The 19053-nt window shown below is 53.6% G+C and carries 15 protein-coding genes; 12 read left to right on the plus strand and 3 right to left on the minus strand.

The window, feature by feature from the left end:
- The first annotated feature begins 123 nt into the window (after positions 1-123).
- Positions 124-183, plus strand: coding sequence for a type I toxin-antitoxin system Ibs family toxin (locus tag ACLJRU_RS05275; RefSeq protein ID WP_105887528.1), 60 nt, complete (start codon positions 124-126; stop codon positions 181-183).
- 98 nt (positions 184-281) lie between these two features.
- On the opposite strand, the gene yegD is transcribed toward ACLJRU_RS05275, so the two are convergent.
- Positions 282-1634: a molecular chaperone gene (gene yegD / locus ACLJRU_RS05280; RefSeq protein ID WP_001540387.1), complete on the minus strand. Its 1353-nt coding sequence runs from the start codon at positions 1632-1634 to the stop codon at positions 282-284.
- A 133-nt stretch (positions 1635-1767) separates the two neighbouring features.
- On the opposite strand from yegD, the gene alkA reads away from it, so the two are divergent.
- Entirely contained in the window at positions 1768-2637 is an 870-nt protein-coding gene (gene alkA / locus ACLJRU_RS05285) for a DNA-3-methyladenine glycosylase 2 (RefSeq protein ID WP_000494715.1), read from the plus strand.
- Here the strand turns inward: alkA and ACLJRU_RS05290 are convergent.
- Entirely contained in the window at positions 2605-5595 is a 2991-nt protein-coding gene (locus tag ACLJRU_RS05290) for an MASE1 domain-containing protein (protein ID WP_001540386.1), read from the minus strand. The genes alkA and ACLJRU_RS05290 overlap by 33 nt on opposite strands.
- Before the next feature lie 330 nt (positions 5596-5925).
- On the opposite strand from ACLJRU_RS05290, the gene udk reads away from it, so the two are divergent.
- The 3 genes from udk to asmA all read left to right on the plus strand — a co-directional run bounded on the left by udk (position 5926) and on the right by asmA (position 9134).
- Positions 5926-6567, plus strand: coding sequence for a uridine kinase (gene udk, locus ACLJRU_RS05295; RefSeq protein ID WP_000132082.1), 642 nt, complete (start codon positions 5926-5928; stop codon positions 6565-6567).
- A gap of 90 nt (positions 6568-6657) precedes the next feature.
- The gene (dcd, locus tag ACLJRU_RS05300) at positions 6658-7239 is read left to right on the plus strand and encodes a dCTP deaminase (RefSeq protein WP_001234783.1); all 582 of its coding nucleotides are present in this window, start codon (positions 6658-6660) and stop codon (positions 7237-7239) included.
- Positions 7240-7277: 38 nt separating this feature from the next.
- Positions 7278-9134, plus strand: a complete 1857-nt coding sequence (asmA, locus tag ACLJRU_RS05305) for an outer membrane assembly protein AsmA (RefSeq protein ID WP_001252254.1) — start codon at positions 7278-7280, stop codon at positions 9132-9134.
- A gap of 85 nt (positions 9135-9219) precedes the next feature.
- Here asmA and ACLJRU_RS05310 read toward each other — a convergent pair whose 3' ends face one another.
- Entirely contained in the window at positions 9220-10800 is a 1581-nt protein-coding gene (locus ACLJRU_RS05310) for a TerC family protein (protein ID WP_000454723.1), read from the minus strand.
- Positions 10801-11474: 674 nt separating this feature from the next.
- Here ACLJRU_RS05310 and ACLJRU_RS05315 point away from each other — a divergent pair.
- From ACLJRU_RS05315 to wcaD, 7 genes are all read left to right on the plus strand, one after another.
- Positions 11475-12614 carry a polysaccharide export protein gene (locus ACLJRU_RS05315; RefSeq protein WP_000978077.1) on the plus strand — a complete coding sequence of 380 codons (1140 nt, stop codon included), beginning with the start codon at positions 11475-11477 and terminating at the stop codon, positions 12612-12614.
- A gap of 5 nt (positions 12615-12619) precedes the next feature.
- Positions 12620-13069 (plus strand): low molecular weight protein-tyrosine-phosphatase Wzb, encoded by a 450-nt coding sequence (gene wzb, locus ACLJRU_RS05320; protein ID WP_000482224.1) that lies wholly within the window; start codon positions 12620-12622, stop codon positions 13067-13069.
- Positions 13066-15225, plus strand: coding sequence for a tyrosine-protein kinase Wzc (wzc, locus tag ACLJRU_RS05325; RefSeq protein WP_000137225.1), 2160 nt, complete (start codon positions 13066-13068; stop codon positions 15223-15225). Before wzb ends, wzc begins: the two co-directional genes overlap by 4 nt.
- An 86-nt stretch (positions 15226-15311) precedes the next feature.
- Positions 15312-16154 (plus strand): colanic acid biosynthesis glycosyltransferase WcaA, encoded by an 843-nt coding sequence (wcaA, locus tag ACLJRU_RS05330; RefSeq protein WP_000205696.1) that lies wholly within the window; start codon positions 15312-15314, stop codon positions 16152-16154.
- A gap of 2 nt (positions 16155-16156) precedes the next feature.
- A complete protein-coding gene (gene wcaB / locus ACLJRU_RS05335) occupies positions 16157-16645 on the plus strand; it encodes a colanic acid biosynthesis acetyltransferase WcaB (protein ID WP_000888725.1) in 489 nt (162 codons plus the stop codon).
- A complete protein-coding gene (gene wcaC, locus ACLJRU_RS05340) occupies positions 16642-17859 on the plus strand; it encodes a colanic acid biosynthesis glycosyltransferase WcaC (RefSeq protein ID WP_001023836.1) in 1218 nt (405 codons plus the stop codon). Before wcaB ends, wcaC begins: the two co-directional genes overlap by 4 nt.
- Positions 17834-19048 carry a colanic acid polymerase WcaD gene (gene wcaD, locus ACLJRU_RS05345; protein ID WP_000091392.1) on the plus strand — a complete coding sequence of 405 codons (1215 nt, stop codon included), beginning with the start codon at positions 17834-17836 and terminating at the stop codon, positions 19046-19048. Before wcaC ends, wcaD begins: the two co-directional genes overlap by 26 nt.
- Positions 19049-19053: the final 5 nt, after the last annotated feature.

Consider the following 19053-nt stretch of genomic DNA (forward strand, 5'->3'; position numbering starts at 1 on the left):
ATCGTTAGCGCGCCGGAGTGCGGTAAAGTGGCGGCACGGCAATGAAGATAAGCCACCGATTTCAGCAGGACGCTGAAACGGGAAAGCCCCTCCCGAGGAAGGGGCCAAAATAAGGAAAGGGTTATGATGAAGGTAGTCATCATACTGGTGATACTCTTAGTGATTAGCCTACCAGCTTACTAAGACACCAGGGGGAGGAGGAATCCTCCCTTACCCTCACTCCTGACGTTAAGCCACATCAAGAATAATGTCAATCCATCAGCGCTGGGCTTGCGAGGCGCTTAGCGGAAAACAACCTCCGCCCAGCGCGCCAGTCCTGCGGTGACGGAGCCGAAATCATCGCCGCCAGCGACGGGTATGCCCGGTAGCTGTTCGGAAAGCGCTTTTTTAATCAATGGCGAACGGGCGCTGCCGCCGGTCAGATAGATGACATCCGGTTTTTCCTGCGCGCTGTCCAGCGCCAGTCGCACCTGTTCCAGAATACGCGCCAGCGGTTGATCCAGCGCCGCTTCCAGTCCTTGCTGGCTGATAGCGACCGCCAGGTCGTCGCTGATAAATGGCAGCCTCGCCGTAACATCCGCCTGGCCGGAAAGGGCGATTTTGCTCTCTTCCGCGCAGCGTACCAGGCGGTAGCTAAGCCGCTGACGCCAGACCTTGAGCAACAACGCGACCTTGTCTGCTTCACGCGCGTTGCGAACCAAATCGTTCAACATACGACCATTCGCGCTACTGTAAAAATCGCTTTGCGCCGGGACGTCGTTAATCGCGACGGCGTTCCACCACGGCAGCACCGGCAGGGCGATGCCTTTTTCGGTTTCGCCGCCCATGCCCAGCAAAGGCATCAGATTTTTAAAGGCCAGCGCGATATCCAGATCGTTTCCGCCCACGCGGCAACCGCTGTGCCCCAACAGGCTGTTTTCACGATCGGCGCGCTGACGCCACTGCGGCCCCATCAGCAGCATGGAACAGTCGGTGGTGCCGCCGCCAATATCCACGACCAGCACACGCTTCTCTTCCCGCAGCGTAGCTTCGTAGTCCAGGCCCGCCGCAACCGGTTCATACTGGAATACCACATCCTGAAAACCGGCGCGTTTTGCCGCCCGCTCCAGAATACCCTGTGCCTGGCGGTTCGCGTCATCGCCGCCCAGTCCCTGAAAGTTGATCGGGCGACCGATCACCGCCTGGGTAATGGCCTCCGGCAATTGGCTGTGCGCCGTATGACGAATATGTACCATCATGGTGCAGACTAAATCTTCAAACAGCGCGACCTGCTGCGGTTTCAGGCCGCTGGCGCCTAAAAAGGATTTCGGCGATTTGACAAACCAGACCTCCTGGGGATCGTCAATATAGTGCGCCAGCGACGCCAGACCAAACTGTACGCTTTGCGCGCCAACCTCAATATCTTCCTCGCGGTTGTAGCGTATCGCGCGGCGTAGCAGCGCCTGGGTTTCTTCGTCCGTTGCCGGCACATCATGATGGCGATACAGCCACTCGCTCACCGCTTCGCGCGTCGGCGCGCACAGCATAGACGGCAGTAATGCGCTGTTATTCTCCATTGTCAGCAACTGTGGATGCCCGTCGCGCATAATGGCGACCGAGCAGTTTGCCGTACCGTAATCAAATCCGATAAACACCTTAAAATCCCCATGCCAGTGAAGAAGGGGCGTGACTTTAGCGAAATGTCGTCGCGGCGACAACTGGAATATGAAAGCAAGGCGTTACGTGCGATTAGCGTTTATGCTGAAAGGTCAAATAAAGGAGAAAAGTATGTTTACCCTGAGCTGGCAGCCGCCTTACGACTGGTCGTGGATGTTGGGCTTTCTTGCCGCGCGTGCGGTGGACGGCGTGGAAACAGTAGGCGAGGGCTTTTATGCGCGCAGCCTGGTGGTGGGCGAGCATCGCGGACTGGTCAGCGTGAGGCCCCATCTGCCCACCCACACTGTGCAGGTTAGCGTGAGCGCCGGATTACTTCCCGTCGCGCCGGCGTGTCTGGCGAAGGTTTCGCGTCTGTTTGATCTTGACTGCCAGCCCGCGCAGGTTGCCGCCGTGCTGGGGCCACTGGGCGAGGACAGACCGGGGCTGCGTTTACCGGGATCGGTTGATACGTTTGAACAGGGCGTGCGGGCGATACTGGGGCAACTGGTGAGTGTCGCGATGGCGGCAAGGTTGACGGCGAAAGTGGCGCGCCGCTATGGCGAGGCGTTGCCGGATGCGCCCGATTATGTCTGTTTTCCCGGTCCAGAAACGCTGGCGTTGGCGGATCCGCTGGCGCTTAAAGCTCTGGGGATGCCGCTGCGGCGCGCCGAAGCGCTGATTCATCTGGCGCAGGCGACGCTGGCGGGAAAACTGGCGCTCGCCGCGCCGTCGGATATTGAGCAGAGCGTTAAAAATTTACAAACGTTTCCGGGAATTGGCCGCTGGACGGCGAACTATTTCGCCCTGCGCGGTTGGCAGGCAAAAGATATCTTTTTACCCGATGATTACTTAATTAAACAGCGCTTCGCCGGGATGACGGCCGCGCAGATCCGTCGCTACGCGGAGCGCTGGAAACCGTGGCGTTCCTACGCGCTACTGCATATCTGGTATACCCACGGCTGGCAACCGTCAATGGATAGCGAAATAGCTGGTATTCAGTAATAAATCCAGCGGTTGCGCTTCGGCGATAGTGTCGCCATAAATCAGATCCACGCCAATACGGGAGAGCGTATCCAGCACCTGTGGGTTTTGTACTGGCCCGGCGAGCGTTTTGATGTCCAGATGCTGGGCGTGTCCCTGGATGATCGAGGTCAGCATTTCATCCATTAAACTTTCATGAACGTTGGCGATAAGGTCGCTATCCAGCAGTAAATAATCGACGATATGCAGGGGCAGTAAATTAAACAGCTGTAAATCGCGCCCGACATGGCTGAGAATCACCTGGCAGCCGCGTTGCCGCAGTTTTCGCAGAGTCGCAGCGGCGGTCTGCGCCTGCTTAACGATAACGTCAGCCGGGATAATCAGGTGTAATAACCGTGGCGGCAGTGGACTATGCTCCAGTTGTTCCAGCAGCTCATCAATAAGGGGCGCGCTGTATAATCCCGCGGCGGACAGCGGCAGCGCAACGCTTAATCCCTTGCTGGCGACGGCGGTCGCCGCATGGTGGAAAAACTCATGGAATACCCGTCGGTCAAGCGCGTGATGCAGCGCGGAGTCGGCTAACCCTGCCCGGAACGCGCGCTCTTCCATCACTTCCCCTTCGCTGGTCCACAGCCTGAGTGAGACCAGCCAAAAGCTGGTGGCCTCCGGCGTACGCGGCGGCGCGACGTTTCTGGCAAGCATCAGCAGGTGGTTATTTTTAATCATATGCCACTGTTCTTCCAGCGGCATCATTCCCTTTGAGGAGGTTAATGCGTGCTGCGGTTCGTACACGGTCAGACGGCCTCGACCGCTATTTTTCGCGGCGTAGCAGGCAATATCGGCCTGAGACACGACCTCTGTGGGCTGGCAGTTATGTTCATTTATCATTGTGATCCCGGCGCTGGCGCCGATCCGATGCAGGCGTCCTTCCCACATAAAGTGATACTCATTAATGGCGTTGATAAGCCGCGTCGCGATAAAGCGCGCGCTGTCACTATTACAATCCGGCAGCAACAGGCCAAACTCATCGCCACCCAGACGGGCCAGGAGATCGCCGGATCGAAGCATACTGAGCATCAGTGACGCGAGCTCGCGCAATAAGGCATCGCCGGCGGCATGTCCCGCGCTGTCGTTAACCGCTTTAAAACGGTCCAGATCGATAAACACCAGCGCATGATGTTGAGGCGATTCCTGTATTGTTTGCAGGCGCTGTTGAAGCTGTTTTTCAAAACTGGCGCGGTTGGCAAGTTGGGTGAGGGCGTCATGCGTTGCGCTGTAGCTGAGCTGGCGTAACATTTTTCGTGATTCGGTAACGTCCTGGATAACCAGAACCGAACCAATCTTATCGCCATCAAGCGTACTGAGCGGCGTGATACTGTAATGAATATCGTAGCTGCCGCCGTTATGACAATGGAGCACTATCTCCTGTTCCATGTCCGATCGCGACCTGTCGGCGCGATAAATATCCTCCAGCAGCGGCCCCTTATCACCTGACGTAATGCGCAGAACCGTTAATAATGGCGCGCCTAAAGCATCCTCTTGCCGCCAGCCGCTCATCTTCTCGGCGATCGGGTTCATAAAGGTGATATTCATCGCGACATCAATACACACCACCGCTTCTCCGATAGAGTCAAGCGTGATGTGCAACCGTTCTTTTTCCTGAAACAGCGCCTCGTTCGCCTGTGTAATACGCTCCATCAACCGCTGGTTTTCCTGCTCGCTTTGCTTGAGATCGTTAATGTCTTCAATCTGAGCAATAAAATAGAGAGGTTTATTGTCTTTATGACGAACCAGTGAGACGGCCAGCAGCGCCCAGACGACATCGCCGTTGCGGGTGTAGTAGCGTTTTTCCATGGAATAGCTGTTGATGTCGCCGCGCACCAGCATGTTTAGCTGTTCAAGGTCGTTATTCAGGTCTTCCGGCCAGGTCAATTGCTGAAATGTCATCGTGCGTAATTCATCCTGGCTATAGCCAAGAAAATGGCTCAGAGATTTATTGACCTGTAGCCACTGACCCTCCGTACCGACCAGCGCCATACCAATGGCGGAATACTCCATCGCGTTGCGAAAGCGGGATTCGCTCTCGGTGATATGTTTACGCTCCGTGCGAAACGCGTACATCACCATCGTCATCATATTGGCAGGCAGCAGGATCATTAAAAAAGGCAGCCACGGCATATTGACCATCACGTCGGTTTTCGGCGTGGCGAGCAGCGTGGGGTCATTGGCCAGCATGAGCGAGACCACGATAACGGTAGCTAAAAAAATTAAAAACGCCTCCATTCGCGGCAGGCGCACCGCACTCCACATCAACAGGACGATAACGCACGTAAACGGCCACGGAATATAGCGCATAGCGAGCCAGCTTAGCGCCAGCGTAATGACCAGCGTCAATAGCGTTTCCAGCAACAGATGCGGGTCGCGATGACGCAACAGATAGTGTGGTTTAAACAGTAAACCTAACGGCACCAGCGTCAGCGCGCCGATGGCTTCCGATAATACCCAAATCAGAAACGCTTTCGAGGCGACCGCTTCCGGCGCTATTAGCCAAAATAACAGGCCGCCGAGTAGCGGCGGAATCACGGCGCTGCCGATAGCCAGACGAAACCAGTCATTCAAATTTTGTAAGGGGTTGTAGCTGGGGAGCAGTTTTCGCAGCAGTATCGCGCCAGTGGCCGCCTCGATAATATTTATTGCCGTCCAGCTAAAGTTAAGCGAGGCGGCAGGAAATAAAGTCAGTGAGGCGCCGATGCTGCCGAGCGAGCAGGCGACCGCGATCCCTGGCCACAGACGGCCCGCATGGCGGTAAAACGCGACCATCATAATGGAGGTGGGGAACCACAGCGGCGCGAGTTGGGTGCCGACACGCGATAATACGAGCGAAAAGAGCGTAAAGACAAACGCGACCAGGCCTAAACTGACCAGACGCAATAGCGGGTGGGGGACGGTAACGAAAACATGTTGGGATGGTTTACTCATTACCACTCTATCCGAATCGCCGGTAACGTCGCGGAATACCGGACGCGTCAGTTTACTCTGTGATTATGCTAGTATAAACGCGTAATGATTTATACGCTGGCTGAATATAAATTGTGGCTCCCGGCGTATTCCTCCTCCAGACGGGTCGATAAAACCGCTGCCCGCGTTAAAACTGAACGCTTTTACGTCGCGACGTCGAATGCGCCTCCAACAAATTCACCGTGGCATAGCGCCGGACTGGTATCGCGCTGCTGAAATCCCTATAATTGCCGCGTTTGGCGTTTCGGCGCCCCCCTTCCTTACATCCAGGTTAATCAGGTCGCTAAATTTATGACTGATCAGTCTCATCAGTGCGTCATTATCGGTATCGCTGGCGCATCGGCTTCCGGCAAGAGTCTTATTGCCAGTACCCTTTACCGCGAATTGCGTGAACAAGTGGGTGACGAACATATTGGCGTTATTCCCGAAGACAGTTATTACAAAGATCAAAGCCATCTGTCGATGGAAGAACGCGTAAAAACTAACTATGACCATCCGAATGCGATGGATCACAGCCTGCTATTTCAGCATCTTCAGGCGCTCAAGCGCGGTTCGGCGATTGAATTACCGGTATACAGTTATGTTGAGCATACCCGTATGCAGGAAACGGTTCGCGTAGAACCGAAGAAAGTGATTATTCTTGAAGGTATTCTGTTACTGACCGACGCGCGTTTGCGTGAAGAGATGAACTTCTCTATTTTTGTCGATACGCCGCTGGATATCTGTTTGATGCGCCGTATCAAACGCGATGTGAACGAGCGTGGTCGCTCAATGGATTCGGTGATGGCGCAATATCAGAAAACGGTGCGTCCGATGTTCCTGCAATTTATTGAGCCTTCCAAACAATATGCGGATATTATCGTGCCGCGCGGCGGTAAAAACCGCATCGCTATTGATATTCTGAAAGCGAAAATCAGCCAGTTCTTTGAATAAATCTGGCGAATTGTGTACCGTTCAGTGATAACCTGGTTAGCCCTTGATGTGCTTGATTTAAGGGCTTGATGCGCGAAAGGAGAAAGTGCCATGCGTTTATGCGACCGAGATATTGAAGCCTGGCTGGATGAAGGCCGTTTGTCTATCACCCCGCGACCTCCCGTAGAGCGCATTAACGGCGCGACGGTCGATGTACGTCTTGGCAATAAATTTCGAACCTTCCGTGGTCATACGGCGGCGTTTATCGATCTGAGCGGGCCGAAAGATGAGGTCAGCGCGGCGTTGGATCGCGTGATGAGCGATGAAATCGTTTTGCCGGACGGCGAGGCATTTTATCTGCATCCGGGCGAGTTGGCGCTGGCTGTCACCTTTGAATCCGTTACCCTGCCGCCGGATTTAGTGGGTTGGCTGGATGGCCGTTCCTCGCTGGCGCGTCTGGGGCTGATGGTGCATGTGACGGCGCACCGTATCGATCCCGGCTGGTCAGGCTGCATTGTGCTTGAGTTTTACAACTCCGGGAAGCTGCCGCTGGCGTTGCGTCCGGGTATGCTCATCGGCGCGCTGAGCTTTGAGCCGCTGTCCGGCCCGGCGGCGCGGCCTTATAACCGCCGTCAGGATGCCAAATATCGCGATCAGCAGGGCGCTGTCGCCAGCCGGATTGATAAAGACTGAGCCATTCGGCGCAATACTGCCGGTCCATTGAGGGTAGCATGAGACGATTTCTGACGACGCTGATGATTCTCCTGGTCGTGCTGGTGGCCGGATTCTCTGCGTTGGTATTGTTGGTCAATCCGAATGATTTCCGCGCCTATATGGTGCAGCAGGTTGCCGCGCGTAGTGAATATCAGTTGCAACTGGACGGGCCGCTGCGCTGGCACGTATGGCCGCAACTCAGCATCCTTTCCGGGCGAATGACGCTAACGGCGCGAGGCGCCAGCGAACCGCTGGTGCGGGCTGACAATATGCGCCTGGATGTCGCTTTATGGCCGCTGTTGAGTCATCAGCTTCATGTTAAGCAGGTGATGCTGAAGGGCGGGGTGATTCAACTGACGCCGCAAACGGAAGCGGTACGCAGCGATGATGCGCCGGTCGCGCCGAAAGATAATACCTTGCCGGACGTAGCGGAAGATCGCGGCTGGTCGTTTGATATTCGTAGCCTGCGCGTTGCCGACAGCGTGCTGGTTTTCCAGCATGAAAATGATGACCAGGTCACGGTGCGCGATATTCGTCTGAATATGGAACAAGATGCCGAGCATCGCGGCACGTTTGATTTTTCGGGACGCGTGAACCGCGATCAGCGGGATCTTGCTTTATCGTTTAGCGGAACGGTGGATGCTTCCGATTATCCGCATAATTTAACCGCGGGTATTGAGCAACTGCGCTGGCAATTGCAGGGCGCGGATCTACCGGCGCAGGGGATTGAGGGGCAGGGACAATTGCAGGCGCAGTGGCAGGAGGCGCAAAAACGTCTTTCATTTAACCACTTAAATTTAACGGCGAATGACAGTTCTCTGACCGGGCATGTCCAGGTAACGCTGGCGGACCAGCCGGAATGGCAAATTGACCTCCGGTCCAGCAAGCTTAATCTGGACAACCTGTTGCCGCATCATAGCGCCGTGGCACAGACGGGCGGCGCGGTGTCGCAGGGGCAAAATACGCTCCCCCTGACCAGGCCAGTTATCGCGTCGCGTGTTGGTGCGCCGCCTTATCAGGGGCTGCAAAGCTTTACGGCGGAGATTGCTTTACAGGCGGATTCAGTTCGCTGGCGGGGAATGGACTTTACCCAGGTTTCGACGAAGATGTCTAATCAGGCCGGATTGCTGGATATCACCGAGTTGCAGGGGAAACTGGCCGACGGAGAGATGTCGCTGCCCGGCACGCTGGACGCCCGCACCGCCAGTCCGCGCATCGAATTCCACCCTCGCCTCAACCATGTTGAGATTGGGACTATCCTGAAAGCCTTCAATTATCCGATTAGCCTGACCGGTAAGATGTCGCTGGTTGGCGATTTCTCCGGGGCGGATATTGACGCGGAGGCATTTCGCCACAGCTGGAAAGGAAAAGCGCATGTTGACATGAGCAATACGCGCCTCGAAGGAATGAATTTCCAGCAACTGGTGCAGCAGGCCGTAGAGCGAAGCGGCGGCGACGCGCAGCAGTCGCAGGAAAATATGGACAACGCGACCCGACTGGATCGCTTCACGACCGATCTGACGCTAAATAAGGGCACGCTGACGCTCGACGACATGGTCGGGCAATCTTCTATGCTGGCGTTAACCGGCAGCGGAACGCTGGACCTGGTTAAGCAGAGCTGTGATACGCAATTTAATCTGCGTGTGCTGGGCGGCTGGAACGGCGATAGCAACCTGATCACCTTCCTGAAAGAGACGCCGGTGCCGCTGCGCGTCTATGGCAAGTGGCAGGAGCTGAACTATACCCTGCAAGTGGATCAGTTATTGCGTAAGCATTTACAGGATGAGGCAAAGCGTCGGCTCAATGACTGGGCGGATCGCAATAAAGATACCCGCAACGGTAAAGATGTGAAGAAACTGCTGAATAAGCTGTAGTTTTTGGCCAAAGGGCAGAGCCGGATGGCGAGGCTAACGCGCCTCCGGCCTGCCTGGTAAGCAGGCCAGGGCAGGCGAACAGACGTTACATCTCCTGGTCTGGCTCGCCGTTATGCAGCGGAATTAACTGCACTTTCTGCACTCGATGGCTTTCTACCTGCAATGTTTTCAGCAAATAATCGCCCACCTGAACCTCTTCACCGGTTTGCGGTATGCGCTGCAAATATTCCATCAATAATCCGGCAATCGTATGGTATTCCCGTTTTTCATCCAGCGGTAGCGGCACGTACTGCACCAAATCCTCCAGCGGCATATGACCGTTTGCTGTCCAGGAACCGTCCGGGTTCTTCTGAATATCGTGGCGGGCGTCAATTTCCTCGACTTCATTCGGCAGATTACCGGCAATAGTCTCCATGACATCGCTTAATGTCACAATACCTTCAACCGAGCCAAACTCATCTACGACAAAGGCAAAATGGGTTCTGGCGTTACGGAACTGCTCCAGCGCAGGCAGCAGCGGCAATGTTTCAGGGAAAACCAGCGGTTGGCGAATCAGCGCCCGCAGGTTGAGCGGTTCGCCGCGCAGCGATTGTTGCAACAGATCGATGACGTGGACGACGCCGAGTAAATCTTCCTGTTCATTTTCACCCGTCACGACCAGACGCGTATGCTGGTTCTTTTCCAGCAGAGCGCGGATTTCCGCTTCCGGCGCGTTGAGATCGATATGCTCGATATCATGACGCGACGTCATGATGCTACTTACGGTGCGCTGGTTGAGATTCAGCACCCGCTCAATCATCCTGCGCTCCTGCGGATTAAAAATCTGGCTGTCGTCATGGTCTGCCAGCATCGCGGCGGTTTCGGCATCCAGTTCGGCATCCTCTTTTTTACCGCTAATCAGCCGCATCACGGCCTCCGTTGTGCGCTGGCGCAGCGTATGGTTAGCGGAAAGAAAACGGCGGCGGTTAAAAATAGCCAGTTGGTTGAGCGCCTCGATCATCACCGAGAAGCCGATAGCCGCGTACAGATACCCTTTCGGAATATGGAAACCAAACCCTTCCGCCACCAGGCTAAAGCCGATCATTAGCAAGAAGCTAAGACACAAAATGACAATGGTGGGATGGTTGTTCACAAATCGGGTCAGTGACTTGCTGGCGAGCAGCATCAGGCTAATGGCGATTACCACTGCCGCCATCATGACCGCCAGGTGATCGACCATCCCCACGGCGGTAATCACGGAGTCGAGAGAAAAGATAGCGTCCAGCACCACAATTTGCGCGACCACCGCCCAGAATTTCGCCCCCTTACGCTGGGTAGGGTTGGCGCTATCTTTCCCTTCCAGCCGTTCGTTGAGCTCCATGGTGGCTTTAAAGAGCAGGAAGAAGCCGCCGAACAGCATAATCAGATCGCGGGCGCTAAAGCTTAACGCCTGTACGCTAAAGAGCGGCTTAGTCAAGGTGACCAGCCACGAGATTGACGCCAGCAGCAGCAGGCGCATGATCATCGCCAGTATCAGGCCGGTAATGCGCGCGCGGTCGCGCTGCCCCGGCGGTAGTTTTTCAGCGAGGATGGCAATAAAGACCAGGTTATCAATGCCGAGAACAAGTTCGATAACGATTAACGTCACCAGTCCGGCCCAGATTGACGGATCGGCAATCCATTCCATAGTAAGAGCAATACCTTCTGTAATATGACAATTGTCACAATTCGATCATGGATAATACGGCGGAAAAATGCAATGCCGCAGAGCAATTTATCTTTGTTACGCGGCTATAAAATAACTTTAAAATAGCCGTAATGTTTCTGTCGGAAACTAAATAATGTCAAGAATATATTTAGGAAATATCGCAGGTGGAGTGGAGTAAATAAATATTGTCAACATCAATAAAATCCTAAAATCATCTGTTAATTCATTTAATATTAATCTTAAAAATATAGAATGGCGGGTTTGTTACCTTGCCTGTCATTAGGTTAGCTGCAACAATTCTTGCAGGATTAAGATAGCGCTCTTAAATATCCTGTCACGACATCGAGAAAACTATTAATACGTAACCTTTATTTCGCTGAAGATTTTTATCTGAACGAGGATAAAATCGGAGGGGAATGCGAAAATTTAGAATAATCAGTGTATTGGTAGCTAAGAAGCCAGGGGCGGTAGCGTGCCTGAAAGCCTGAATATAAGCCTTTATTATTCTGTCAATAGCCTGCGGATGAATTGATTTTTTTTCAGAATGATGCCAGTTAATTTTCTCTGCCATTAACTGCAAGGTAAATGTGCACGGACGAAGCCGCTATTTAAATTGCACAGGATAATGACTCTGCCAAAGTGATAAATAATCAATGATGAAATCCAAAATGAAATTGATGCCATTATTGGCGTCGCTCAGCTTGATAAGTGGTTGCACAGTACTTCCGGGCAGCAATATGTCTACGATGGGGAAAGATGTGATCAAACAGCAAGACGCTGACTTTGATCTCGACCGGATGGTCAATGTGTATCCGCTGACGCCACGGCTGGTTGAGCAATTACGCCCGCGGCCCAATGTCGCGCAACCGAATATGTCGCTGGACCAGGAGATTGCCAGCTATCAGTATCGCGTCGGGCCTGGCGATGTGCTGAATGTCACCGTCTGGGATCACCCGGAATTGACCACGCCAGCAGGCCAGTACCGTAGCTCAAGCGATACCGGCAACTGGGTACAGCCGGACGGCACCATGTTTTATCCCTACATTGGCAAGGTTAGCGTCGTCGGTAAAACTTTGTCAGAGATTCGCAGCGATATTACCGGGCGTTTAGCGAAGTACATCGCGGACCCACAGGTGGATGTCAATATCGCCGCTTTCCGCTCGCAAAAAGCGTATATCTCCGGCCAGGTGAATAAATCCGGTCAGCAGGCCATTACTAACGTACCGCTAACCGTCCTGGATGCGATTAACGCTGCGGGCGGCCTGACCGATATGGCGGACTGGCGCAACGTCGTGTTGACGCACAACGGCAAAGAACAGCGCATTTCGCTACAGGCGCTGATGCAAAATGGCGATCTTAGCCAGAACCGCTTGCTCTACCCTGGCGACATTCTGTATGTGCCGCGCAATGACGATCTGAAAGTCTTTGTCATGGGCGAAGTGAAAAAACAGAGCACCCTCAAAATGGATTTCAGCGGCATGACGCTCACCGAAGCATTAGGCAATGCGGAAGGCATCGATCTGACCACCTCCAACGCCAGCGGCATTTTTGTGATTCGTCCGTTGAAAGGCGAGGGGGGACGCGGCGGCAAGATCGCCAATATCTACCAGCTTGATATGTCTGACGCCACGTCATTGGTGATGGCGACGGAATTTCGACTTCAGCCTTACGATGTGGTGTACGTCACGACCGCGCCGGTTGCTCGCTGGAACCGTCTGATCAATCAGTTGCTGCCGACCATTAGCGGTGTCCGTTATATGACGGATACGGCCAGCGACATTCATTCCTGGTAATCGTTATGTTTAACAAAATCTTAGTGGTCTGTGTGGGGAATGTTTGCCGTTCCCCGACGGCAGAACGTTTGCTAAAGCGCTTTCATCCTTCGCTGACGGTAGCGTCCGCCGGGTTAGGCGCGCTGGTCGGCAAAGGCGCCGATCCTGCGGCGGCGAGCGTGGCGAGCGCCCACGATCTGTCTTTGGAAAATCACTGCGCAAGGCAAATTTCCGCGCGTCTGTGCCGGGAATATGACCTGATTCTGACGATGGAGAAACGTCACATCGCCGCCCTGTGCGACATTGCGCCGGAAATGCGCGGCAAGGTAATGCTGTTTGGTCACTGGGACAGCGAGCGTGAAATACCGGACCCGTATCGCAAAAGCCGCGATGCGTTTGAGGCGGTGTACACATTACTGGAAAGGTCTGCCCGCCAGTGGGCGCAGGCACTGAATGCAGAGCAGGGAAAACCATGACAGAAAAAGTAAAACAATCTGCGGCGGTTACGGGTAGCGATGAAATCGATATCGGGCGTCTGGTCGGAACGGTGATTGAAGCGCGTTGGTGGGTGTTGGGGACGACGGCCATATTTGCGCTGTGCGCGGTAATTTATACGTTCTTCGCCACACCCATCTATAGCGCCGATGCGCTGGTGCAGATTGAACAAAACGCCGGTAATTCGCTGGTACAGGATATCAACAGCGCATTAGCGAATAAGCCGCCGGCTTCCGATGCGGAAATTCAGCTCATTCGATCGCGCCTGGTGCTGGGGAAGACCGTTGACGATCTGGATCTGGATATTGCCGTCACCAAAAACACCTTTCCGCTCTTTGGCGCCGGGTGGGAACGGCTGATGGGACGTCACAATGAAATGGTGAAAGTCACGACATTCACCCGACCAGAGACGATGAGCGGACAGATCTTCACCCTCAAAGTGCTGGGCGACAAACGTTATCAGTTGGTTAGCGACGGCGGATTTAGCGCGCAGGGCGTTGTGGGCCAGCCACTCAATAAAGACGGCGTGACGATGCGGGTAGAGGCGATTGACGCCCGTCCTGATACAGAATTTACGGTGAGTAAATTCTCAACGCTTGGCATGATTAATAACCTGCAAAATAACCTCACCGTAACGGAAACCGGCAAAGATACCGGCGTTCTGAGCCTGACGTTCACGGGAGAGGATCGCGACCAGATCCGCGACATTCTCAACAGTATTACCCGTAACTATCTGCAACAGGATATTGCGCGAAAATCTGAAGAGGCGGGGAAGAGCCTGGCGTTTCTGGCAAAACAACTGCCGGAAGTCCGCAGCCGTCTGGATGTGGCGGAAAACAAGCTAAACGCTTTCCGCCAGGATAAAGACTCGGTGGATTTACCGCTGGAGGCGAAGGCGGTGCTCGATTCGATGGTTAATATCGACGCCCAGTTGAATGAGTTGACGTTTAAAGAGGCGGAAATTTCCAAGCTCTTTACCAAAGCGCATCCGGCTTACCGCACCCTGCTGGAAAAACGTAAAGCGCTGGAAGATGAAAAAGCCAAACTGAACGGGCGGGTGACGGCAATGCCGAAAACCCAGCAGGAGATTGTGCGTTTGACCCGTGATGTGGAGTCCGGCCAGCAGGTTTATATGCAACTGCTTAATAAACAGCAGGAGCTGAAAATCACCGAAGCCAGCACCGTTGGCGACGTGCGCATCGTTGACCCGGCGATTACCCAGCCGGGCGTGCTGAAGCCGAAAAAGGCGTTGATTATTCTCGGCAGCATTATTCTGGGATTAATGTTATCGATTGTCGGCGTGCTGCTGCGCTCGCTGTTTAATCGCGGTATCGAAAGCCCGCAGGCGCTGGAGGAGCACGGGATCAGCGTCTATGCCAGTATTCCGCTGTCGGAATGGCAAAAAGCGCGCGATAGCGTCAAAACCATTAAAGGAATTAAGCGTTACAAGCAGAGCCAACTGCTGGCGGTGGGCAATCCGACCGATCTGGCGATTGAGGCGATTCGCAGCCTGCGCACCAGCCTGCATTTCGCCATGATGCAGGCGCAAAATAATGTACTCATGCTCACAGGCGTCAGCCCCTCTATCGGCAAAACCTTTGTTTGCGCCAACCTGGCGGCCGTCATCAGCCAGACGCATAAACGGGTATTACTGATCGACTGCGATATGCGCAAAGGCTACACCCATGAACTGCTCGGCACCAATAACGTGGACGGCTTATCTGACATTCTGGCGGGCAAAGGCGAGATAGCCTCCTGCGCGAAACCCACGGCGATCGCTAATTTTGATCTTATTCCGCGCGGTCAGGTACCGCCTAATCCATCGGAATTGCTGATGAGCGAGCGCTTCGGCGAGCTGATCGCCTGGGCAAGCAGCCGCTACGATCTGGTATTAATCGACACGCCGCCGATTCTGGCCGTGACGGACGCCGCGATTGTGGGTCGTCACGTCGGGACGACGCTGATGGTGGCGCGTTATGCCGTCAACACCTTAAAAGAGGTGGAAACCAGTCTGAGCCGTTTTGACCAGAATGGCATTCAGGTCAAAGGCGTCATTCTCAACTCCATTTTCCGCCGGGCGACGGGCTACCAGGATTATGGCTATTACGAATATGAATACCAGTCAGATTCCAAATAAAAAATAAGGCGTGCCGGATGGCGCGGCCTGTGACTGTGGGCCGGACAAGCGTAGCGCCATGCGGCAAAACTATCTGGGGAATAAGCATGACAACAGACAATCCGCTGATCTCAATTTATATGCCAACCTGGAACAGGCAGCAGTTGGCTATCCGGGCGATTAAATCAGTACTACGTCAGGACTACCGTCACTGGGAGATGATCATCGTGGATGATTGCTCTTCATCTTATCAGCAGCTACAACAATTTGTTGAGGAGCTGAACGACCCGCGCGTCCGTTATACCCATAACGCCAGGAATACCGGCGCCTGCGCGGTTCGCAACCAGGCCATTATGCAGGCGCAAGGGCACTACATTACCGGTATTGATGATGACGATGAATGGACGCCAAACCGTCTGAGCGTGTTTCTGGCCCATAAACACCAGTTGACTACGCACGCCTTTTTGTATGCCAACGACTATGTGTGCGAGGGCGAGGTCTACTCTCAGCCTGCCAGCCTGCCGCTGTATCCGAAATCCCCTTATTCGCGCCGCTTGTTCTACAAGCGCAATATTATTGGCAATCAGGTTTTTACCTGGGCCTGGCGTTTTAAAGCGAGTTTGTTCGATACCGAACTCAAGGCGGCGCAGGATTACGACATTTTTCTGCGCATGGTGGTGGAGTATGGCGAACCGTGGAAAGTCGAAGAGGCGACGCAAATTTTACATATCAACCACGGCGAGATGCAGATTACCTCTTCGCCGAAAAAGTTCTCCGGCTATTTCCATTTTTATCGTAAGCACAAAGATAAATTCGATCGCGCCAGCAAAAAATACCAGCTTTTTACCCTGTACCAAATTCGCAATAAGCGAATGACCTGGCGCACGTTGCTGACGTTGCTCTCCGTGCGTAACAGCAAACGCCTGGCGGCCGGGCTGCGGGGGCGATAACGATGTTGGAAGACTTACGCGCGAATAGCTGGAGCTTACGCCCCTGTTGCATGGTGCTGGCCTACCGTATCGCTCATTTTTGTTCCGTCTGGCGCAAAAAGAATGTGCTGAATAATCTGTGGGCCGCGCCGGTGCTGGTGCTGTATCGCGTGATCACGGAATGCCTGTTCGGGTATGAAATCCAGGCCGCCGCGACCATTGGTCGGCGGTTCACTATCCATCATGGTTACGCGGTAGTGATCAACAAACATGTCGTCGCCGGCGACGATTTTACCATTCGCCACGGCGTCACCATTGGCAATCGCGGCGCGGACAGCCTGGCTTGTCCGGTGATTGGTAACGGCGTTGAGCTGGGGGCGAATGTCATCCTGCTTGGCGATATTACTATCGGTAATCACGTCACGATTGGCGCGGGTAGCGTGGTGCTTGACAGTATTCCGGACCATGCGCTGGTGGTGGGAGAAAAAGCACGGGTGAAGGTCAGCACATGAATATTCTGCAATTTAATGTACGGCTGGCGGAAGGCGGCGCGGCGGGAGTGGCGTTGGATCTCCATCTGCGGGCGCTGCAAAAAGGGCTGACGTCGCGTTTTGTCTATGGTTATGGCAAAGGCGGAAAAAAAAGCGTCAGCCACCACCGTTATCCGCAGGTGATAAAACAGACGCCGCGCGGCACGGCAATCGCTAATATCGCGCTGTTTCGTTTCCTGAATCGCGATCTGTTTGGCAATCTCGACAATCTTTACCGCACGGTTATCCAGACATCCGGCCCGCTGGTGCTGCATTTTCATGTTCTCCACAGTTACTGGCTAAACCTGGCGGACATCGTGACGTTTTGCGAAAAAGTCAAAGCGCAAAAACCAGACGTCACGCTGGTCTGGACGCTGCACGATCACTGGAGCGTTACCGGGCGTTGCGCCTTCACCGACGGTTGCGAGGGCTGGAAAAACGGCTGCCAAAAATGCCCGACCCTAAGCAATTATCCGCCGGTCAGGGTGGATCGGGCGCACCAGCTTATTGGCGGCAAACGTCAGCGCTTTCGGGACATGCTGCAGCTGGGCTGCCAGTTTATTTCGCCGAGCCAGCACGTGGCCGAGGCCTTTAACAGCGTTTATGGCGCGGGGCGCTGCCAGATTATTAACAACGGTATCGATCTGGCGACCGAGGCGATTCTCGCGCAGCTATCACCTGTGCCGCTGAATCCGGGCAAACCGCGGATCGCCATTGTGGCGCATGACTTGCGTTATGACGGCAAAACTGACCAGCGTCTGGTACACGACATGATGGCGCTGGGCGAAAAAATTGAACTGCATACCTTTGGTAAATTTTCGCCTTTTACCGGCCAAAACGTTGTTAATCACGGTTTTGAAACCGATAAGCGTAAATTAATGAGCGCGCTCAATGAGATGGATGCGCTGGTCTTTAGCTCGCGGGTCGATAACTATCCGCTGATCTTGTGTGAAGCGCTCTCGATCGGCGTACCGGTGCTCGCTACCCACAGCGAGGCGGCGCAGGAGGTGCTGGCGAAATCCGGCGGCCAGACCTTTGCCGCTACAGATGTACTGCGCCTGGCGCAGCGGCGTAAGCCAGAGATTGCTCAGGCGGTGTTTGGCGCAACGCTGGACGCCTTTCGTATGCGTAGCCGCGTCGCGTACAGCGGTCAACAGATGCTGGAGGAGTATGTCTCGTTCTATCAGAATCTGTAGCTACCTACTGCTGCCGCTGATCTACCTACTGGTCAATGTCAAGATTGCCCAACTGGGGGAAAGCTTTCCCATTACCATCGTCACTTTTTTACCGCTGTTGCTGCTGTTATTTGTGGAACGCATTAGCGTAAAAAAATTGATGATCGCCTTAGGCATCGGCGCGGGGCTTACGGCATTTAACTTCCTGTTCGGCCAGTCGCTGAATGCCGGTAAATATGTCACATCCACGATGCTGTTTGTCTATATTGTGGTCATTATCGGGATGGTCTGGAGTATCCGATTCAAAACCATTTCCGCGCATAACCACCGAAAGATTTTGCGTTTTTTTTATCTGGTGGTGGGTATAGTGGTCGCGCTCGCCGCGGTTGAGATGGCGCAAATTATCCTTACCGGCGGCAGCAGTATTATGGAAGGAATTTCGAAATATCTCATTTACAGTAATAGCTACGTACTGAACTTCATAAAATTTGGCGGTAAGCGTACCACTGCGCTTTATTTTGAACCGGCATTTTTCGCTTTGGCACTAATCTCAATTTGGCTGAGCATCAAACAGTTTGGTATCAAAACACCGAAAAGCGATGCTATGATTCTGGCAGGGATAATATTATCAGGATCATTTTCAGGGGTAATGACCTTTATCCTGTTTTACCTTCTGGAGTGGGCGTTCCAATATTTGAATAAGGATGCGATAAAGAAAAAACTTCCACTGGCGCTGGTCTCATTAACCCTGTTTTTGGTTGGGGTAATTATTGCATTTCCTTATATCGCGACACGACTTGGCGATTTAGGGACGGAAGGCTCATCTTCTTATTATCGTATTGTGGGCCCGTTAGTCATGGTCGGATATTCCTTGACCCATATTGATGGTGTAGTCAGATTTGGCTCACTTTATGAATATGTTGCATCATTCGGAATCTTTAACGGTGCGGATGTCGGGAAAACCATAGACAATGGATTGTATCTACTGATTATTTATTTTTCCTGGTTCGCAGTGCTAATGACGCTGTGGTATATGGGGAAAGTTTTAAAAATGGCGCTAAATGCGTTTGGCGATAATCGCAATTTTCGGGTACAGCTCTATCTTTTTACGCCGGTGTCACTGTTTTTTACCGGTTCAATATTTAGCCCGGAATATGCTTTTTTAATCGTCTGTCCGTTCATTTTGCGCAAGGCGTTAAAAATTTCATAACGGGG

This window comes from Salmonella sp. SAL00653 (assembly GCF_046552515.1).
In the GTDB taxonomy this organism is placed as follows: Bacteria; Pseudomonadota; Gammaproteobacteria; order Enterobacterales; family Enterobacteriaceae; genus Salmonella; species Salmonella enterica.

Coding starts and splice junctions, on each gene's coding strand:
- alkA (WP_000494715.1), top strand. CDS start 1,768: ATGTTTACCCTGAGCTGGCAGCCGCCTTACGACTGGTCGTGGATGTTG.
- ACLJRU_RS05290 (WP_001540386.1), bottom strand. CDS start 5,595: ATGAGTAAACCATCCCAACATGTTTTCGTTACCGTCCCCCACCCGCTA.
- udk (WP_000132082.1), top strand. CDS start 5,926: ATGACTGATCAGTCTCATCAGTGCGTCATTATCGGTATCGCTGGCGCA.
- dcd (WP_001234783.1), top strand. CDS start 6,658: ATGCGTTTATGCGACCGAGATATTGAAGCCTGGCTGGATGAAGGCCGT.
- asmA (WP_001252254.1), top strand. CDS start 7,278: ATGAGACGATTTCTGACGACGCTGATGATTCTCCTGGTCGTGCTGGTG.
- ACLJRU_RS05310 (WP_000454723.1), bottom strand. CDS start 10,800: ATGGAATGGATTGCCGATCCGTCAATCTGGGCCGGACTGGTGACGTTA.
- ACLJRU_RS05315 (WP_000978077.1), top strand. CDS start 11,475: ATGATGAAATCCAAAATGAAATTGATGCCATTATTGGCGTCGCTCAGC.
- wzb (WP_000482224.1), top strand. CDS start 12,620: ATGTTTAACAAAATCTTAGTGGTCTGTGTGGGGAATGTTTGCCGTTCC.
- wzc (WP_000137225.1), top strand. CDS start 13,066: ATGACAGAAAAAGTAAAACAATCTGCGGCGGTTACGGGTAGCGATGAA.
- wcaA (WP_000205696.1), top strand. CDS start 15,312: ATGACAACAGACAATCCGCTGATCTCAATTTATATGCCAACCTGGAAC.
- wcaB (WP_000888725.1), top strand. CDS start 16,157: ATGTTGGAAGACTTACGCGCGAATAGCTGGAGCTTACGCCCCTGTTGC.
- wcaC (WP_001023836.1), top strand. CDS start 16,642: ATGAATATTCTGCAATTTAATGTACGGCTGGCGGAAGGCGGCGCGGCG.
- wcaD (WP_000091392.1), top strand. CDS start 17,834: ATGTCTCGTTCTATCAGAATCTGTAGCTACCTACTGCTGCCGCTGATC.